Annotated in this window: 28 protein-coding genes; all 28 read right to left on the reverse strand. The window is 66.3% G+C overall.

Features of this window, described 5'->3' with window-relative positions; translation table 11 throughout:
* Window positions 1-104: 104 nt before the first annotated feature.
* Entirely contained in the window at window positions 105-509 is a 405-nt protein-coding gene (rpsK, locus tag ACIRS4_RS23100; RefSeq protein WP_010354218.1) for a 30S ribosomal protein S11, read from the reverse strand.
* A 68-nt stretch (window positions 510-577) separates the two neighbouring features.
* The gene (rpsM, locus tag ACIRS4_RS23105) at window positions 578-958 is read right to left on the reverse strand and encodes a 30S ribosomal protein S13 (protein ID WP_030811707.1); all 381 of its coding nucleotides are present in this window, start codon (window positions 956-958) and stop codon (window positions 578-580) included.
* A gap of 217 nt (window positions 959-1175) precedes the next feature.
* The gene (rpmJ, locus tag ACIRS4_RS23110; protein WP_003948619.1) at window positions 1176-1289 is read right to left on the reverse strand and encodes a 50S ribosomal protein L36; all 114 of its coding nucleotides are present in this window, start codon (window positions 1287-1289) and stop codon (window positions 1176-1178) included.
* A gap of 70 nt (window positions 1290-1359) precedes the next feature.
* Window positions 1360-1581, reverse strand: a complete 222-nt coding sequence (gene infA / locus ACIRS4_RS23115; RefSeq protein ID WP_003948620.1) for a translation initiation factor IF-1 — start codon at window positions 1579-1581, stop codon at window positions 1360-1362.
* A 161-nt stretch (window positions 1582-1742) separates the two neighbouring features.
* Window positions 1743-2579, reverse strand: a complete 837-nt coding sequence (gene map, locus ACIRS4_RS23120) for a type I methionyl aminopeptidase (protein ID WP_404199030.1) — start codon at window positions 2577-2579, stop codon at window positions 1743-1745.
* 122 nt (window positions 2580-2701) lie between these two features.
* Window positions 2702-3373, reverse strand: coding sequence for an adenylate kinase (locus ACIRS4_RS23125; RefSeq protein ID WP_404199033.1), 672 nt, complete (start codon window positions 3371-3373; stop codon window positions 2702-2704).
* Window positions 3373-4686 carry a preprotein translocase subunit SecY gene (gene secY, locus ACIRS4_RS23130; protein ID WP_404199035.1) on the reverse strand — a complete coding sequence of 438 codons (1314 nt, stop codon included), beginning with the start codon at window positions 4684-4686 and terminating at the stop codon, window positions 3373-3375. The genes ACIRS4_RS23125 and secY overlap by 1 nt, the downstream gene beginning before the upstream one ends.
* Before the next feature lie 245 nt (window positions 4687-4931).
* Window positions 4932-5387, reverse strand: coding sequence for a 50S ribosomal protein L15 (gene rplO, locus ACIRS4_RS23135; protein ID WP_003974249.1), 456 nt, complete (start codon window positions 5385-5387; stop codon window positions 4932-4934).
* A gap of 2 nt (window positions 5388-5389) precedes the next feature.
* A complete protein-coding gene (gene rpmD / locus ACIRS4_RS23140) occupies window positions 5390-5572 on the reverse strand; it encodes a 50S ribosomal protein L30 (protein WP_009190145.1) in 183 nt (60 codons plus the stop codon).
* The gene (rpsE, locus tag ACIRS4_RS23145) at window positions 5572-6180 is read right to left on the reverse strand and encodes a 30S ribosomal protein S5 (protein ID WP_013001409.1); all 609 of its coding nucleotides are present in this window, start codon (window positions 6178-6180) and stop codon (window positions 5572-5574) included. The genes rpmD and rpsE overlap by 1 nt, the downstream gene beginning before the upstream one ends.
* A gap of 39 nt (window positions 6181-6219) precedes the next feature.
* Window positions 6220-6603 (reverse strand): 50S ribosomal protein L18, encoded by a 384-nt coding sequence (rplR, locus tag ACIRS4_RS23150; protein WP_351094518.1) that lies wholly within the window; start codon window positions 6601-6603, stop codon window positions 6220-6222.
* 3 nt (window positions 6604-6606) lie between these two features.
* On the reverse strand, window positions 6607-7146 hold the full coding sequence (gene rplF / locus ACIRS4_RS23155) for a 50S ribosomal protein L6 (protein ID WP_404199039.1): 540 nt from the start codon (window positions 7144-7146) through the stop codon (window positions 6607-6609).
* Window positions 7147-7170: 24 nt separating this feature from the next.
* Entirely contained in the window at window positions 7171-7569 is a 399-nt protein-coding gene (rpsH, locus tag ACIRS4_RS23160) for a 30S ribosomal protein S8 (RefSeq protein ID WP_013001411.1), read from the reverse strand.
* Between the two features lie 212 nt (window positions 7570-7781).
* On the reverse strand, window positions 7782-7967 hold the full coding sequence (locus tag ACIRS4_RS23165) for a type Z 30S ribosomal protein S14 (protein WP_003948630.1): 186 nt from the start codon (window positions 7965-7967) through the stop codon (window positions 7782-7784).
* A gap of 5 nt (window positions 7968-7972) precedes the next feature.
* Window positions 7973-8530 (reverse strand): 50S ribosomal protein L5, encoded by a 558-nt coding sequence (rplE, locus tag ACIRS4_RS23170; RefSeq protein WP_016434630.1) that lies wholly within the window; start codon window positions 8528-8530, stop codon window positions 7973-7975.
* A complete protein-coding gene (gene rplX, locus ACIRS4_RS23175; protein WP_358800133.1) occupies window positions 8530-8853 on the reverse strand; it encodes a 50S ribosomal protein L24 in 324 nt (107 codons plus the stop codon). Before rplX ends, rplE begins: the two co-directional genes overlap by 1 nt.
* Window positions 8854-8855: 2 nt before the next feature.
* A complete protein-coding gene (gene rplN, locus ACIRS4_RS23180; RefSeq protein ID WP_003998823.1) occupies window positions 8856-9224 on the reverse strand; it encodes a 50S ribosomal protein L14 in 369 nt (122 codons plus the stop codon).
* 128 nt (window positions 9225-9352) lie between these two features.
* Entirely contained in the window at window positions 9353-9637 is a 285-nt protein-coding gene (rpsQ, locus tag ACIRS4_RS23185; RefSeq protein WP_067249205.1) for a 30S ribosomal protein S17, read from the reverse strand.
* Window positions 9637-9861: a 50S ribosomal protein L29 gene (gene rpmC / locus ACIRS4_RS23190; protein WP_030930505.1), complete on the reverse strand. Its 225-nt coding sequence runs from the start codon at window positions 9859-9861 to the stop codon at window positions 9637-9639. Before rpmC ends, rpsQ begins: the two co-directional genes overlap by 1 nt.
* Window positions 9861-10280 (reverse strand): 50S ribosomal protein L16, encoded by a 420-nt coding sequence (gene rplP, locus ACIRS4_RS23195; RefSeq protein ID WP_003992362.1) that lies wholly within the window; start codon window positions 10278-10280, stop codon window positions 9861-9863. Before rplP ends, rpmC begins: the two co-directional genes overlap by 1 nt.
* A gap of 5 nt (window positions 10281-10285) precedes the next feature.
* A complete protein-coding gene (gene rpsC / locus ACIRS4_RS23200) occupies window positions 10286-11113 on the reverse strand; it encodes a 30S ribosomal protein S3 (RefSeq protein ID WP_130441059.1) in 828 nt (275 codons plus the stop codon).
* On the reverse strand, window positions 11113-11460 hold the full coding sequence (gene rplV / locus ACIRS4_RS23205; RefSeq protein WP_019329637.1) for a 50S ribosomal protein L22: 348 nt from the start codon (window positions 11458-11460) through the stop codon (window positions 11113-11115). Before rplV ends, rpsC begins: the two co-directional genes overlap by 1 nt.
* Window positions 11461-11502: 42 nt before the next feature.
* Window positions 11503-11784 carry a 30S ribosomal protein S19 gene (gene rpsS / locus ACIRS4_RS23210; RefSeq protein WP_055718840.1) on the reverse strand — a complete coding sequence of 94 codons (282 nt, stop codon included), beginning with the start codon at window positions 11782-11784 and terminating at the stop codon, window positions 11503-11505.
* A gap of 12 nt (window positions 11785-11796) precedes the next feature.
* The gene (gene rplB / locus ACIRS4_RS23215; RefSeq protein WP_030788280.1) at window positions 11797-12633 is read right to left on the reverse strand and encodes a 50S ribosomal protein L2; all 837 of its coding nucleotides are present in this window, start codon (window positions 12631-12633) and stop codon (window positions 11797-11799) included.
* A 40-nt stretch (window positions 12634-12673) separates the two neighbouring features.
* Window positions 12674-13093 carry a 50S ribosomal protein L23 gene (gene rplW / locus ACIRS4_RS23220; protein ID WP_351094523.1) on the reverse strand — a complete coding sequence of 140 codons (420 nt, stop codon included), beginning with the start codon at window positions 13091-13093 and terminating at the stop codon, window positions 12674-12676.
* A complete protein-coding gene (rplD, locus tag ACIRS4_RS23225; RefSeq protein ID WP_130441053.1) occupies window positions 13093-13752 on the reverse strand; it encodes a 50S ribosomal protein L4 in 660 nt (219 codons plus the stop codon). The genes rplW and rplD overlap by 1 nt, the downstream gene beginning before the upstream one ends.
* Before the next feature lie 8 nt (window positions 13753-13760).
* A complete protein-coding gene (gene rplC, locus ACIRS4_RS23230) occupies window positions 13761-14405 on the reverse strand; it encodes a 50S ribosomal protein L3 (protein WP_393253876.1) in 645 nt (214 codons plus the stop codon).
* A gap of 17 nt (window positions 14406-14422) precedes the next feature.
* Window positions 14423-14731 (reverse strand): 30S ribosomal protein S10, encoded by a 309-nt coding sequence (gene rpsJ / locus ACIRS4_RS23235; RefSeq protein ID WP_003948644.1) that lies wholly within the window; start codon window positions 14729-14731, stop codon window positions 14423-14425.
* Between the last annotated feature and the right edge of the window lie 230 nt (window positions 14732-14961).

Here is a 14961-nt window from a genome sequence, read left to right on the forward strand (position 1 = left end):
TCCTGGCTCACCGGGGGGAACCCGGTGTCACTACTCCTGCAAGGGTACGGGCGGCACGCCCCCGAAGAGCCGTACCGCCCGCGAACCTTGAAGACGACCGTGCGTCAGACGCGGCGGCGCTTGGGCGGACGGCAGCCGTTGTGCGGGGTCGGGGTGACGTCCTGGATGGAGCCGACCTCGAGGCCCGTGGCCTGCAGGGAACGGATGGCGGTCTCACGACCGGCGCCCGGGCCCTTGACGAAGACGTCGACCTTGCGCATGCCGTGCTCCTGAGCGCGACGGGCAGCCGACTCGGCGGCCATCTGCGCGGCGAACGGCGTGGACTTGCGCGAGCCCTTGAAACCGACGTGACCGGCGGAGGCCCACGAGATCACGTTGCCGGCCGGGTCCGTGATGGACACGATCGTGTTGTTGAACGTGCTCTTGATGTGCGCCTGGCCGTGCGCGACGTTCTTCTTTTCCTTGCGGCGCACCTTCTTGGCTGCGCCCTGACGTCCCTTGGGGGGCATGTCGAAAACTCCTACGGGAGGTGGTCGGTCCTACAGCGAAGACCGCTGGACGGCGAGTCCGCTGCGGACTACTTCTTGCCCGGCTTCTTCTTGCCGGCGATGGCGCGACGCGGGCCCTTGCGGGTGCGGGCGTTGGTGCTGGTGCGCTGACCGCGGACGGGCAGACCGCGACGGTGACGAAGACCCTGGTAGCAGCCGATCTCAACCTTGCGGCGGATGTCGGCCTGGATCTCGCGACGGAGGTCACCCTCGGTCTTGATGTTGTTGTCGACGTACTCGCGGATGGCGACCAGCTGCTCTTCGCTCAGGTCGCGAACACGGGTGTTCGGGTCGACGCCGGTCGCAGCCAGCGTCTCCTGCGAGAGGGTCCGGCCGATGCCGAACACGTAGGTGAGGGCGACCTCCACGCGCTTTTCGCGCGGGATGTCAACACCGGAAACGCGTGCCATTTCAATGGCTCCTGGTGATCTTCGGAGGTCTTCCACAGAACCGGCTCCCAGCCGCCGGCCTCTTCCCTCGGAAAGAGTTGGTACGACTGGGTCCCCGGCCTCCGAACCGGGGGTGTCAGACGGGTGTCGAATCCGCCTGGGCCCTGCGTATGAACATATTCAGCTCGCGTCGCGCGAAGTCTCTGCGATATCGATGCAGAGGGTGATCAGAGTGGGATCAGCCCTGGCGCTGCTTGTGGCGCGGGTTGTCGCAAATGATCATGACCCGACCGTGACGGCGGATCACCCTGCACTTGTCGCAGATCTTCTTGACGCTCGGCTTGACCTTCATGTGATGAGGTTCTCCGGGTCAGTTGCCGACAGCCCCGCACACCGAGCGGCGCACGGGGTTTTGGCAAGATCTACTTGTAGCGGTAGACGATCCGGCCACGCGTCAGGTCGTACGGAGACAGCTCCACCACGACCCGGTCGTCAGGGAGGATACGGATGTAGTGCATACGCATCTTGCCGCTGATGTGTGCCAGGACCTGGTGGCCGTTCTGGAGCTCGACCTTGAACATGGCGTTCGGCAGAGACTCGACGACAGTGCCCTCGATCTCGATGGCACCTTGCTTCTTGGCCACGCTTCGCCCTTCGAATCGACTACCTTGATCGACTCCCGGGCATTTTCGCTGGCGAGCAGCGATCGCATGCAGACATGCGGGTGCACAAGAGCCGACGAGTCAGTCTACGTCAGCGCACCCAGAAACACGAATCGAGAAAGCCTGCCCCACCGTGGCCCACATCATGCAAGAGGGTCCGGCGCGGCCGTGACGCCGTACTCCGCCAGCTTCGCCCTGCCTCCGTCGGGAGCCGTCAGGACCAGGGGGCCTTCGTCCGTCAGGGCGACGGAGTGCTCCCAGTGGGAGGACCAGGTGCCGTCCGTCGTGATGACGGTCCAGTCGTCCGAGAGGACCTCGGTCTTCGGGGTGCCGAGGGAGACCATCGGCTCGATGGCGAGGCAGAAGCCGGTGACCAGCTTGGGGCCCTTGCCGCGCCGGCGGTCCACGTAGTTCAGCAGATGCGGGTCCATGTGCATCTCGGTGCCGATGCCGTGGCCGCCGTAGTCCTCGATGATGCCGTAGCGGCCGCCGCCGGGCTTCGGCTGACGGCGGATGTACGTCTCGATGGCACGGGAGACGTCGACGAGCCGGTTGCCCTGCTTCATGGCCGCGATGCCGGCCCACATCGACTCCTCGGTCACCCGGGAGAGCTCGATCAGCTCCGGGGAGTGCCCCGAGCCCACGAACGCCGTGTAGGCGGCGTCACCGTGCCAGCCGTCCACGATCGCGCCGCAGTCGATGGAGATGACGTCCCCGTCCTTCAGGACGACCTCGTCGGAGGGGATCCCGTGGACGACCACGTCGTTCACCGAGGTGCAGATGGTCGCGGGGAAGCCGCCGTAGCCGAGGAAGTTCGACTTCGCGCCGTTCTCCGCGAGCACCTTGCGGGCGACCTCGTCCAGGTCCTTCGTCGTGGCCCCGGGCACCGCGGCCTCACGGGTGGCCGCGTGGATCGCGGCGACGACCAGCCCCGCCGCACGCATCTTGGCGATCTGCTCGGGGGTCTTGATCTGCACCATGCTCGGTCGCGCCTCCTGGCCACTCGTCTCGCGGCACTCCAGGATACGCGCCCGCCCGACGAAGAAACCCCCGGAGTCCGAGCGCGGATGCGCGGGACGCCGGGGGCTTCTGCCAGAAGCGCTCAGTGGGAGTGCGCGGGGTCTTCCAGCTGGGGCAGCGCCGCCAGGGCGCGCTCGGTGACCTCGGCGACCTCGCCCAGGGCGGAGATCGTGGTGACCAGGCCCTGCGCCTCGTAGTAGCTGATGATCGGCTCGGTCTGCGTGTGGTAGACCTCCAGCCGCGTGCGCACCGTCTCCTCGGTGTCGTCGCCGCGCTGGTACAGCTCGCCGCCGCACACGTCGCAGACGCCGTCCTTGGCCGGCTTCTTGTGCGTCACGTGGAAGACGTGGGCGGAGTCGTTGCGGCAGATGCGCCGGCCGGCGATCCGCTTGACGACCTCCTCCTCGGGGGCCTCCAGGTCCAGCACCGCGTCCAGCTTGATGCCCTCGGTGGTGAGGAGCTCGTCCAGCGCCTCGGCCTGCGAGACGTTGCGGGGGAAGCCGTCCAGCAGGAAGCCGCGCTCGGCGTCCGGCTGCTCCATGCGGTCCTTGGCCATGCCGATGGTCACCTCGTCGGGGACGAGGTCACCGGCGTCGATGTAGGACTTCGCGAGCTTCCCGAGTTCCGTCTGCCGGCTGATGTTGGTCCGGAACAGGTCGCCCGTGGAGATGTGCGGAACGCGCAGCTTCTCGGCCAGGCGCGTGGCCTGCGTTCCCTTTCCGGCGCCCGGCGGCCCGACGAGGACGATTCGCATCAGCGGAGGAACCCTTCGTAATTGCGCTGCTGAAGCTGGCTCTCGATCTGCTTCACCGTCTCCAGGCCGACACCCACGATGATCAGGATGCTGGTCCCGCCGAACGGGAAGTTCTGGTTCGCATCGAAGCCGGCCAACGCCATTGTCGGGACGAGAGCGATCAGCCCCAGATACAGCGAGCCCGGCCAGGTGATCCGGTTGAGTACGTAGCTCAGGTACTCAGCGGTCGGTCGGCCAGCCCGGATGCCCGGGATGAAGCCACCATACTTCTTCATGTTGTCGGCCACTTCCTCGGGGTTGAACGAGATGGCCACGTAGAAGAACGCGAAGAAGATGATCAAGAAGAAGTAGAGCGTGATGTGCGCGGGCGCGTCGGGCTTTGCGAGGTTCTGTTCGATCCAGGTCTTCCAGCCCGCGGTGCCGCCGGCGAACTGAGCCACCAGCGCCGGGATGTAGAGCAGCGACGAGGCGAAGATCACAGGGATGATGCCCGCCTGGTTGACCTTCAGCGGGATGTACGTCGAGGTCCCGCCGTAGGACCGGCGGCCGATCATGCGCTTGGCGTACTGGACCGGGATGCGGCGCTGGGCCTGCTCGACGAAGACCACCAGGCCGATCATGACCAGGCCCACGGCGATCACCGTGCCGAACTCGATCCAGCCGCCCGCCAGGGTGCCCTGCTTCTTGATGGCCCACAGCGCCGACGGGAAGGTCGCGGCGATCGAGATGAACATCAGGATCGACATGCCGTTGCCGATGCCGCGGTCGGTGATGAGCTCACCGAGCCACATGACGACGGCCGTGCCGGCGGTCATGCAGATGACCATGGTGACGGTGGTGAAGATCGCGCGGTCCGGGACGATCTGGCTCGCGACCGTGCAGCCGGAGAAGAGGGCGCCGCTGCGGGCGGTGGCCACCAGGCCGGTGCCCTGCAGGATGGCGAGCGCCACGGTCAGGTAGCGGGTGTACTGCGTGATCTTCGTGGTGCCGGCCTGTCCCTCCTTCTTGAGGGCTTCCAGGCGCGGGATGACCACGGTCAGCAGCTGAAGGATGATGCTCGCCGTGATGTACGGCATGATGCCCAGCGCGAAGACCGTGATCTGCAGCAGCGCACCGCCGCTGAACATGTTCACCAGCCCGAAGAGGCCCTGGTTGCCGGACGCCTCGTCCACGCAGCGCTGGACGGACGTGTAGTCGACGCCGGGGATCGGTACATGCGTACCCACCCGGTAGACCACGATGATGCCGAGCGTGAAGAGCAGCTTCTTGCGCAGGTCGGGCGTCTTGAACGCCCGGGCGAACGCGGTGAGCACGGTGCCTCCTGCGACCCCCGCGCAACTGCGTCAAGGGTGACGGTCTTGAAGGTCCAATAAGAACAACGACAGGTGTAACGGACGACTGCCGCTCAAGGTGCCCGTTTGCGCGCACCTTGTGAAAGTGGGCAGTGCAGGTCACCTTACCGGCGACACCGCCGCCCTAGGAACGACCAACCGGGGATACCCCATTTGTGGGGTATCCCCGGTCGGGATCGCTCAAGTCATCGAGACGCCTGATGGGCTCAGACGAGCTCGGTGACGGTACCGCCGGCGGCGGTGATCTTCTCCTTGGCGGAGCCGGAGACGGCGTCGACCGTCACCTGCAGCGCCACGGAGATCTCGCCCTGGCCGAGGACCTTGACGAGGCTGTTCTTGCGAACGGCGCCCTTGGCGACGAGACCCTCGACGGTGACCTCGCCACCCTCCGGGTACAGAGCCGCCAGCTTGTCGAGGTTCACGACCTGGAACTCGGTCTTGAACGGGTTCTTGAAGCCCTTCAGCTTCGGGAGGCGCATGTGCAGCGGCATCTGGCCGCCCTCGAAGCGCTCCGGAACCTGGTAGCGGGCCTTCGTGCCCTTGGTACCACGACCGGCCGTCTTACCCTTCGACGCCTCACCACGACCGACACGGGTCTTGGCGGTCTTGGCGCCGGGGGCGGGACGGAGGTTGTGGATCTTGAGCGGGTTGTTCTCCGCCATGATCAGTCGACCTCCTCGACCGTCACGAGGTGGCGGACGGTGTGCACCATGCCGCGGAACTCGGGGCGGTCCTCCTTGACGACCACGTCACCCAGGCGCTTGAGGCCCAGGGAACGCAGAGTGTCGCGGTGGTTCTGCTTGCTGCCGATGTACGACTTCGTCTGCGTGATCTTGAGCTGAGCCATTACGCAGCACCAGCCCCGGCACGCGCACGCAGCAGGGCCGCGGGAGCGACGTCCTCGAGGGGCAGACCACGGCGAGCCGCGATCTCCTCGGGACGCTGCAGGCCCTTCAGGGCCTCCACGGTCGCGTGCACGATGTTGATCGCGTTCGACGAACCGAGCGACTTCGACAGGATGTCGTGAACGCCGGCGCACTCGAGCACGGCACGCACCGGGCCACCGGCGATGACGCCGGTACCGGGGGAAGCCGGCTTGAGCAGGACGACGCCCGCCGCCTTCTCACCCGTGATCGGGTGCGGGATGGTGCCCTGGATACGGGGGACCTTGAAGAAGTGCTTCTTGGCCTCCTCAACACCCTTGGCGATGGCGGCCGGCACCTCCTTGGCCTTGCCGTAACCGACACCCACGGTGCCGTCACCGTCGCCCACCACGACCAGCGCGGTGAAGCTGAAGCGACGACCACCCTTCACAACCTTGGCGACGCGGTTGATCGCGACGACGCGCTCAACGTACGCGGTCTTCTCGGCGGCAGCAGCGCCGCCGTCACGGCCCTTCCGGTCCCGCCGCTCGCCGCCACCGGCACCGCCACCGCGGCGCTGGGGTCCAGCCATTGGAATTACCTCTCTCTGTTTCCGCTAGCTACGGCAGGCTCAGAACTTGAGCCCGGCTTCGCGGGCGGCGTCCGCCAGGGCGGCGATGCGCCCGGCGTACTGGTTGCCACCACGGTCGAACACGACAGCCTCGACACCGGCGGCCTTGGCGCGCTCGGCGACCAGGGCGCCGACCTGCTTGGCCTGCGCGGACTTGTCGCCCTCGCCACTGCGGATCGACGTGTCCAGCGTGGACGCCGAAGCCAGAGTGTGGCCCTTGAGGTCGTCGATCACCTGCGCCACGATGTGGCGGTTGGAGCGGGTCACGACCAGACGGGGACGCTCCGCCGTACCGTTGATCCGCTTGCGGATCCGGATGTGACGGCGCTTGATCGCGGCGCGCTTGTAGGCGTCGCCCTTCAGGATCTTCTGCCCGTATGCCATGGCTTACTTACCCGCCTTTCCGACCTTGCGGCGGATGACTTCGCCCTCGTACTTGACGCCCTTGGCCTTGTACGGGTCGGGCCTGCGCAGCTTGCGGATGTTCGCCGCAACCTCGCCGACCTTCTGCTTGTCGATACCCGCGACCGAGAAACGGGTCGGGGCCTCCACGGTGAAGGTGATGCCCTCGGGGGCCTCGACGAGGATCGGGTGGCTGTAACCGAGCGCGAACTCGAGGTTCGAACCCTTGGCGGTCACGCGGTAACCGACACCGCTGATCTCGAGCTTCTTCACGTAACCCTGGGTCACGCCGGTGATCATGTTCGCCACCAGCGTGCGGGACAGGCCGTGCAGGGCCTTGCTCTGACGCTCGTCGTTGGGGCGGGTGACGTTCAGAACGCCGTCCTCACCCTTGGCGATCTCGATCGGCGCGACGACGGTGTGGGTCAGCGTTCCCTTGGGACCCTTGACCGAGACCGTCTGGCCGTCGATGGTGACGTCCACGCCGGCGGGAACCGTGATGGGGAGCTTGCCAATGCGCGACATAGCTGTTTCCTCCGTTCCCTTCCGCTACCAGACGTAGGCGAGAACTTCTCCGCCTACGCCCTTCTTGCCGGCCTGCTTGTCGGTGAGGAGACCGTGCGACGTGGAGATGATCGCCACGCCGAGGCCACCGAGCACCTTGGGCAGGGAGGTGGACTTCGCGTAAACCCGGAGACCGGGCTTGGAGATCCGCTTGATGCCCGCGATGGAGCGCTCACGGTTGGGGCCGAACTTCAGCTCCAGGACGAGGTTCTTGCCGACCTCGGCGTCCTCGACCTTCCAGCCCGTGATGAAGCCCTCCTGCTGGAGGATCTCCGCGATGTGAGACTTGATCTTCGATGCCGGCATCGTCACGGAGTCGTGGTACGCCGAGTTCGCGTTCCGCAGACGCGTAAGCATGTCTGCGATCGGATCAGTCATGGTCATGAATTGGCCTGTGGCCTCTCTCGCCGGGGTTTCCTGGTGCGCCATCCCTCTCCCCGATCCGAGACGGGACGGGTGCGGCGCGGTGGACCTACGGCGTAGTAAGTCGTACGGGCGCGGCAAGCGCCCAACCCCACAAGCCTAAGGCATGAGGGGATGGGCTCCTGCCGACCCAGATGCTTACCGAGAGCCCGGATAAACCCTGAACTAGGGAATTACCAGGAGCTCTTGGTCACGCCCGGCAGCTCGCCACGGTGAGCCATCTCACGAAGGCACACGCGGCACAGGCCGAACTTGCGGTACACGGAGTGGGGACGGCCGCAGCGCTGGCAGCGCGTGTAGCCACGCACGCCGAACTTGGGCTTGCGAGCAGCCTTCGCGATCAGAGCCTTCTTCGCCATCTCGCTCACGCCTCCTTGAAGGGGAAGCCGAGGTGACGAAGGAGCGCGCGGCCCTCAGCGTCGTTGGTCGCCGTGGTCACCACGGTGATGTCCATACCCCGGACGCGGTCGATCTTGTCCTGGTCGATCTCGTGGAACATGACCTGCTCGGTGAGACCGAAGGTGTAGTTGCCACGGCCGTCGAACTGCTTGGGGGACAGGCCGCGGAAGTCGCGGATGCGCGGCAGCGCGAGCGACAGGGTGCGGTCCAGGAACTCCCACATGCGGTCGCCACGGAGCGTGACGTGGGCACCGATCGGCTGGCCCTCACGCAGCTTGAACTGCGCGATGGACTTGCGGGCCTTGGTGACGGCCGGCTTCTGACCGGTGATCGTGGTGAGGTCGCGGATGGCGCCCTCGATCAGCTTGGAGTCGCGGGCGGCGTCGCCCACACCCATGTTGACCACGATCTTGACGAGGCCGGGGATCTGCATGACGTTCTCGTACTTGAACTCGTCACGCAGCTTGCCCGCGATCTCCTCGCGGTACTTCTGCTTCAGACGCGGGGTCGTGGTGGTAGCCATCAGATGTCCTCACCCGTCCGCTTGGCAACGCGGATCTTGTTGCCCTCGTCATCGAAGCGGTAACCGACGCGGGTCACGACCTTGTTGCCGTCCTTCTCAACGACCAGCTGGACGTTGGAGACGTGGATCGGCGCCTCGGTGGTGATGATCCCGCCGGCCTGCGAACCCTTGGCGGTCGGCCCGGCCTTGGTGTGCTTCTTGACCCGGTTGACACCCTCGACCAGGACGCGGTCCTCGCGGGGGAAGGCCGCGATGACCTTGCCCTGCTTGCCCTTGTCCTTACCGGTGATGACCTGGACCAGGTCGCCCTTCTTGATCTTCATGCTTACAGCACCTCCGGAGCCAGCGAGATGATCTTCATGAACTTCTTCTCGCGCAGCTCACGCCCGACCGGGCCGAAGATGCGGGTGCCACGAGGGTCGCCGTCGTTCTTCAGAATGACGGCGGCGTTCTCGTCGAAGCGGATGTACGAGCCGTCCGGACGGCGGCGCTCCTTGACGGTGCGAACGATGACCGCCTTGACGACGTCACCCTTCTTCACGTTGCCACCGGGGATCGCGTCCTTGACGGTGGCGACGATGACGTCACCGATGCCCGCGTAGCGGCGACCGGAGCCACCGAGCACACGGATGCAAAGGATCTCCTTCGCACCAGTGTTGTCGGCGACACGCAGTCGCGACTCCTGCTGGATCACGTCTATCTCCTGTTTGTCTGCCGGTTCCCGGCAGGGGCCTCACGACGAGGACCCCTGCCGAGCCTGGCGGAACTGTCCTGCGGGGTTTGCCGCAGGCCTACTTGCTGGAATTCCCTTGCGGGAATTACCTACTTGGCCTTCTCGAGGATCTCGACGACGCGCCAGCGCTTCGTCGCGGACAGCGGCCGGGTCTCCATCAGGAGGACGCGGTCGCCGACACCCGCGGCGTTCTGCTCGTCGTGGGCCTTGAGCTTGTTCGTACGGCGGATGACCTTGCCGTACAGCGCGTGCTTCACACGGTCCTCGACGGCGACGACGACGGTCTTGTCCATCTTGTCGCTGACGACGAGACCCTCACGGGTCTTGCGGAAGCCGCGCGCCTCTGCGTTCTCAGTCACGTTGTTCTCGCTCATCAGGCGTTCTCCACCGTCTCGATGCCCAGCTCACGCTCGCGCATCAGGGTGTAGATCCGCGCGATGTCCTTGCGGACCGCCTTCAGACGGCCGTGGTTCTCGAGCTGTCCGGTCGCCGCCTGGAAGCGGAGGTTGAACAGCTCTTCCTTGGACTCGCGGAGCTTCGCGAGAAGCTCCTCGTTGCCCAGCTCGCGCAGCTCTGACGCCTTGGTACCGGCCGACATCACGCTTCACCTGCCTCGCGCTTGACGATCTTGCACTTCATCGGCAGCTTGTGAGCCGCACGGGTCAGGGCCTCGCGCGCGATCTTCTCGTTGGGGTACGACAGCTCGAACATCACGCGTCCGGGCTTGACGTTGGCGATCCACCACTCCGGAGAACCCTTACCGGAACCCATGCGGGTCTCGGCCGGCTTCTTCGTGAGCGGGCGGTCCGGGTAGATGTTGATCCAGACCTTGCCGCCACGCTTGATGTGACGGGTCATGGCGATACGAGCCGCTTCGATCTGGCGGTTCGTCACGTACGCCGGGGTCAGCGCCTGGATGCCGTACTCGCCGAACGCAACCTGCGTTCCACCCTTGGACATACCGTTGCGCTTCGGGTGGTGCTGCTTGCGGTGCTTGACCCTACGGGGGATCAGCATTTCGGTCAGGCCTCCGTTCCGGTGCTCTCAGCCGGAGCAGCCGCGGGGGCCTCGGCCTTGGGGGCCTCGGCGCCGGCAGCCTGCTGCGGCTTGCGACCGCGACCGCCACGCTCGCCACCGCGGCCACCACGGGCCGGGCGGTCGGCGCCGCCACGGGCCGGGCGGTTGCCGGCGCGGGCAGCAGCGTTCTCGGCGCGGACCTCGGCGATGTTCTTGACGTCGCCCTTGTAGATCCAGACCTTCACGCCGATGCGGCCGAAGGTCGTCTTGGCCTCGAAGAAGCCGTAGTCCACGTTCGCGCGGAGCGTGTGCAGGGGCACACGGCCCTCGCGGTAGAACTCCGAGCGGGACATCTCGGCGCCACCGAGGCGGCCGCCGCACTGGATCTTGATGCCCTTGGCGCCGGCCTTCATGGCGGACTGCATGCTCTTGCGCATGGCCCGACGGAAGGAGACGCGGGAGGAGAGCTGCTCGGCGACGGCCTGAGCGACCAGCTGAGCGTCCGTCTCGGGGTTCTTGACCTCGAGGATGTTCAGCTGGACCTGCTTCTTGGTCAGCTTCTCCAGGTCGCCGCGGATACGGTCGGCCTCCGCGCCGCGACGGCCGATGACGATGCCCGGCCGGGCGGTGTGGATGTCGACGCGGACGCGGTCACGGGTGCGCTCGATCTCAACCTTCGAGATGCCGGCGCGCTCCATGCCGGACGTCATCATCCGACGGATGGCGACGTCTTCCCCGACGTACTCCTTGTAGGACTTGTCGGCGTACCAACGCGACTTGAAGTCGGTCGTGACACCGAGCCGGAACCCGTGCGGGTTTACCTTCTGGCCCATTACCGGGTTCCTTCCTTGCTGCTGACGACCACGGTGATGTGGCTGGTCCGCTTGCGGATCCGGTAGGCACGGCCCTGGGCACGCGGACGGAACCGCTTCAGGGTCGGGCCCTCGTCGACGTAGGCCTCGGAGATGTAGAGGCTGTCGGCGTCAGTGTGGTCGTAGTTGTGCGCGGCGTTGGCGATGGCGCTGTCCAGCACCTTGCCGACCGGCACGCTCGCGGCCTGCGGGGCGAAACGCAGGACCGCCTGAGCCTCCGTGGCGTCCATGCCACGGATAAGGTCCACCACGCGGCGGGCCTTCATGGGCGTGACGCGGATGTACCGCGCCTGGGCCCTGGCTTCCATGGTTGTCCTTCCAGTGTCTGTCATGGTCATTCCACCCCGCTACTAGCGGCGCTTCGACTTCCGGTCGTCCTTGACGTGACCCCGGAAGGTGCGCGTCGGCGAGAACTCGCCGAGCTTGTGGCCGACCATCGACTCGGTGACGAACACCGGAATGTGGGTCTTGCCGTTGTGCACCGCGATCGTGTGGCCCAGCATGCTGGGGACGATCATCGAGCGACGGGACCAGGTCTTGATGACGTTCTTGGTACCGGCTTCGTTCTGGGCGTCCACCTTCTTCACGAGGTGGCCGTCGACGAAGGGTCCCTTCTTGAGACTGCGCGGCATCTAAACCCGCTCCTAGCGCTTCTTGTTCGTCTTGCGGCGGCGGACGATGTACTTGTTCGAAGCCTTCTTCGGCGAACGAGTACGACCCTCCTTCTGACCCCAGGGGCTGACCGGGTGGCGACCACCGGAGGTCTTGCCCTCACCACCACCGTGGGGGTGGTCAACCGGGTTCATCGCCACACCGCGAACGGTCGGGCGGACGCCCAGCCAGCGCTTGCGGCCGGCCTTGCCCCAGTTGATGTTGCTCTGCTCGGCGTTGCCGACCTCGCCGACCGTGGCGCGGCAGCGCTGGTCGACCAGGCGGATCTCACCGGACGGCATGCGCAGGTGGGCCATCGAGCCCTCCTTCGCGAGCAGCTGCACCGAGGCGCCGGCGGAGCGGGCGAACTTGGCGCCGCCACCGGGACGGAGCTCGATCGCGTGGATCGTGGTACCGACCGGGATGTTGCGGAGCGCCAGGTTGTTGCCCGGCTTGATGTCGGCCCCGGGACCGTTCTCGACGCGGTCGCCCTGCTGCAGGTTGCGCGGGGCGAGGATGTAGCGCTTCTCGCCGTCGGCGTAGTGCAGCAGCGCGATGCGCGCGGTGCGGTTGGGGTCGTACTCGATGTGCGCGACCTTCGCCGGCACGCCGTCCTTGTCGTGACGACGGAAGTCGATCACGCGGTAGGCGCGCTTGTGGCCACCGCCCTGGTGGCGGACGGTCACACGACCGGAGTTGTTACGGCCACCCTTGCTGTGCAGGGGGCGGACCAACGACTTCTCCGGCGTGGACCGCGTGACCTCGACGAAGTCGGCGACGCTGGAGCCACGACGGCCCGGCGTAGTCGGCTTGTACTTGCGGATTCCCATTTTTCAGTCCTCGTCCGATATCGGACGATCCGGACCGCCCTCAGGCGGTCGGACCGCCGAAGATGTCGATACGGTCGCCCTCAGCAAGGGTCACGATCGCGCGCTTCGTGGCGGCACGCTGGCCGAAGCCCGTGCGGGTCCGCTTGCGCTTGCCCTGACGGTTGATCGTGTTGACCCCGGTGACCTTGACCGAGAAGACCGCCTGGACGGCCTGCTTGATCTGGGTCTTGTTGGCGTTCGGGTCGACGATGAACGTGTACTTGTTCTCGTCGAGGAGCGCGTAGCTCTTCTCCGACACGACCGGCTTCAGCAGCACGTCACGGTGGTCCGTGTACGCCTTGCTGGGCGCGGTGACGACGGTGTTCTTGCCCTCGGCGGCGTGGCGGCGGGCCTTCTTCAGGCGCGCTTCCTTGGCCTTCTTGGCAGCCTTCGAGGCGATAGCGGGGTGACGGATAGCCATCAGACCTCGCTCCCTTCGGTGTCGTTGGCCTTGTTCGGGCCGGCGACGAAGGACTCGAAAGCGGCCTGGGTGAAGACCACATCGTCCGAGACGATCACGTCGTACGTGTTCAGCTGGCCCGGCTCCAGGATGTGGACCTGGGGCAGGTTGCGGGCGGACAGCCACGCGGCCTCGTCGGCGCGGTCGACGACCAGGAGCAGGTTCTTGCGCTCCGAGATCTTGCCGAACAGCGACCGGGCGGCCTTGGTGGAGGGGGTCTCGCCCTCGATCACGCCGGTGACGACGTGGATGCGGTTGTGGCGGGCCCGGTCGGTGAGGGCGTGACGCAGCGCGGCAGCCTTCATCTTCTTCGGGGTCCGCTGCGAGTAGTCACGCGGCACGGGACCGTGCACGACGCCACCGCCGGCGAACTGCGGGGCGCGGGTCGAGCCCTGACGGGCGCGGCCGGTGCCCTTCTGGCGGTACGGCTTCTTGCCGCCACCACGGACTTCACCGCGGGTCTTGGTCTTGTGCGTGCCCTGACGGGCAGCCGCGTTCTGCGCGACGACGACCTGGTGGATCAGCGGGATGCTGACCTTCTCCACGCCGAAGATCTCCGCGGGGAGCTCGACGCTACCGGTCTTCTCGCCGGCAGGCGAAAGGATGTCAACAGTGCTCATCGGTTACCTCAGGCCCCCTTGGCCGCGGTGCGGACCAGGACGAGGCCGCCGTTCGGACCGGGGACAGCGCCCTTGATGAGCAGCAGACCCTTCTCCGCGTCAACGGCGTGGACGGTCAGGTTCTGGGTGGTGACGCGCTCGTTGCCCATGCGACCCGCCATGCGGAGGCCCTTGAACACGCGGCCCGGGGTGGCGCAGCCACCGATGGAGCCGGGGGAGCGGTGCTTGCGCTGGGTGCCGTGTCCGGCGCCGAGGCCCTTGAAGTTGTGACGCTTCATGACACCGGCGAAGCCCTTGCCCTTGCTCTTGCCGGTCACGTCGACCTTGAGGCCGGCCTCGAACACCTCAGCGGTGATCTCCTGGCCGAGGGTGTACTCGCTGGCGTCAGCGGTACGGATCTCGACGAGGTGGCGGCGGGGAGTGACGTCGGCCTTGGCGAAGTGGCCCTTGAGGGGCTTGTTCACCTTGCGCGGGTCGATCTCGCCGAACGCGATCTGGACGGACTCGTAGCCGTCGACGTCGTTCGTGCGGACCTGGGTGACGACGTTGGGGCCGGCCTTGACGACGGTGACCGGAACAACGCGGTTGTTCTCGTCCCACACCTGCGTCATGCCGAGCTTCTCGCCCAGGATGCCCTTGATCTGCTTAGCCATTCTCAGATCACCGGCCTTCAGAGCTTGATCTCGATGTCGACACCGGCCGGGAGGTCGAGTCGCATCAGAGAGTCAACGGTCTTGGGGGTCGGGTCGAGGATGTCGATCAGGCGCTTGTGCGTGCGCATCTCGAAGTGCTCGCGCGAGTCCTTGTACTTGTGCGGCGACTTGATGACGCAGTACACGTTCTTCTCAGTGGGCAGCGGCACCGGGCCCGCGACCGACGCACCAGTGCGGGTCACCGTCTCGACGATCTTCTTCGCCGAGGAGTCGATGACCTCGTGGTCGTAGGCCTTGAGCCGGATGCGGATCTTCTGTCCCGCCATGGCTACTCAGTAGTCCTTTGTCTCGTTTAACGCTCTGGAACCCGGTGTTCCATGACCCGCCCCTCCGACCCACGCGGTCGGGTGTGTCGCGCCCCCGCTGACACGGATGCCCCTTGTTCGAGCATCCCTCGTCCGGGAAACACGGCCCTTCCGGAACCGCAGGCCGGGGGCGGAAGCCCACCGGGTGCCTGGCCAGTGGCGCACTGACACTTCCCGAAAGATTCCCGTAC

This window comes from Streptomyces sp. NPDC101166, from assembly GCF_044768125.1.
Classification (GTDB): Bacteria; Actinomycetota; Actinomycetes; order Streptomycetales; family Streptomycetaceae; genus Streptomyces.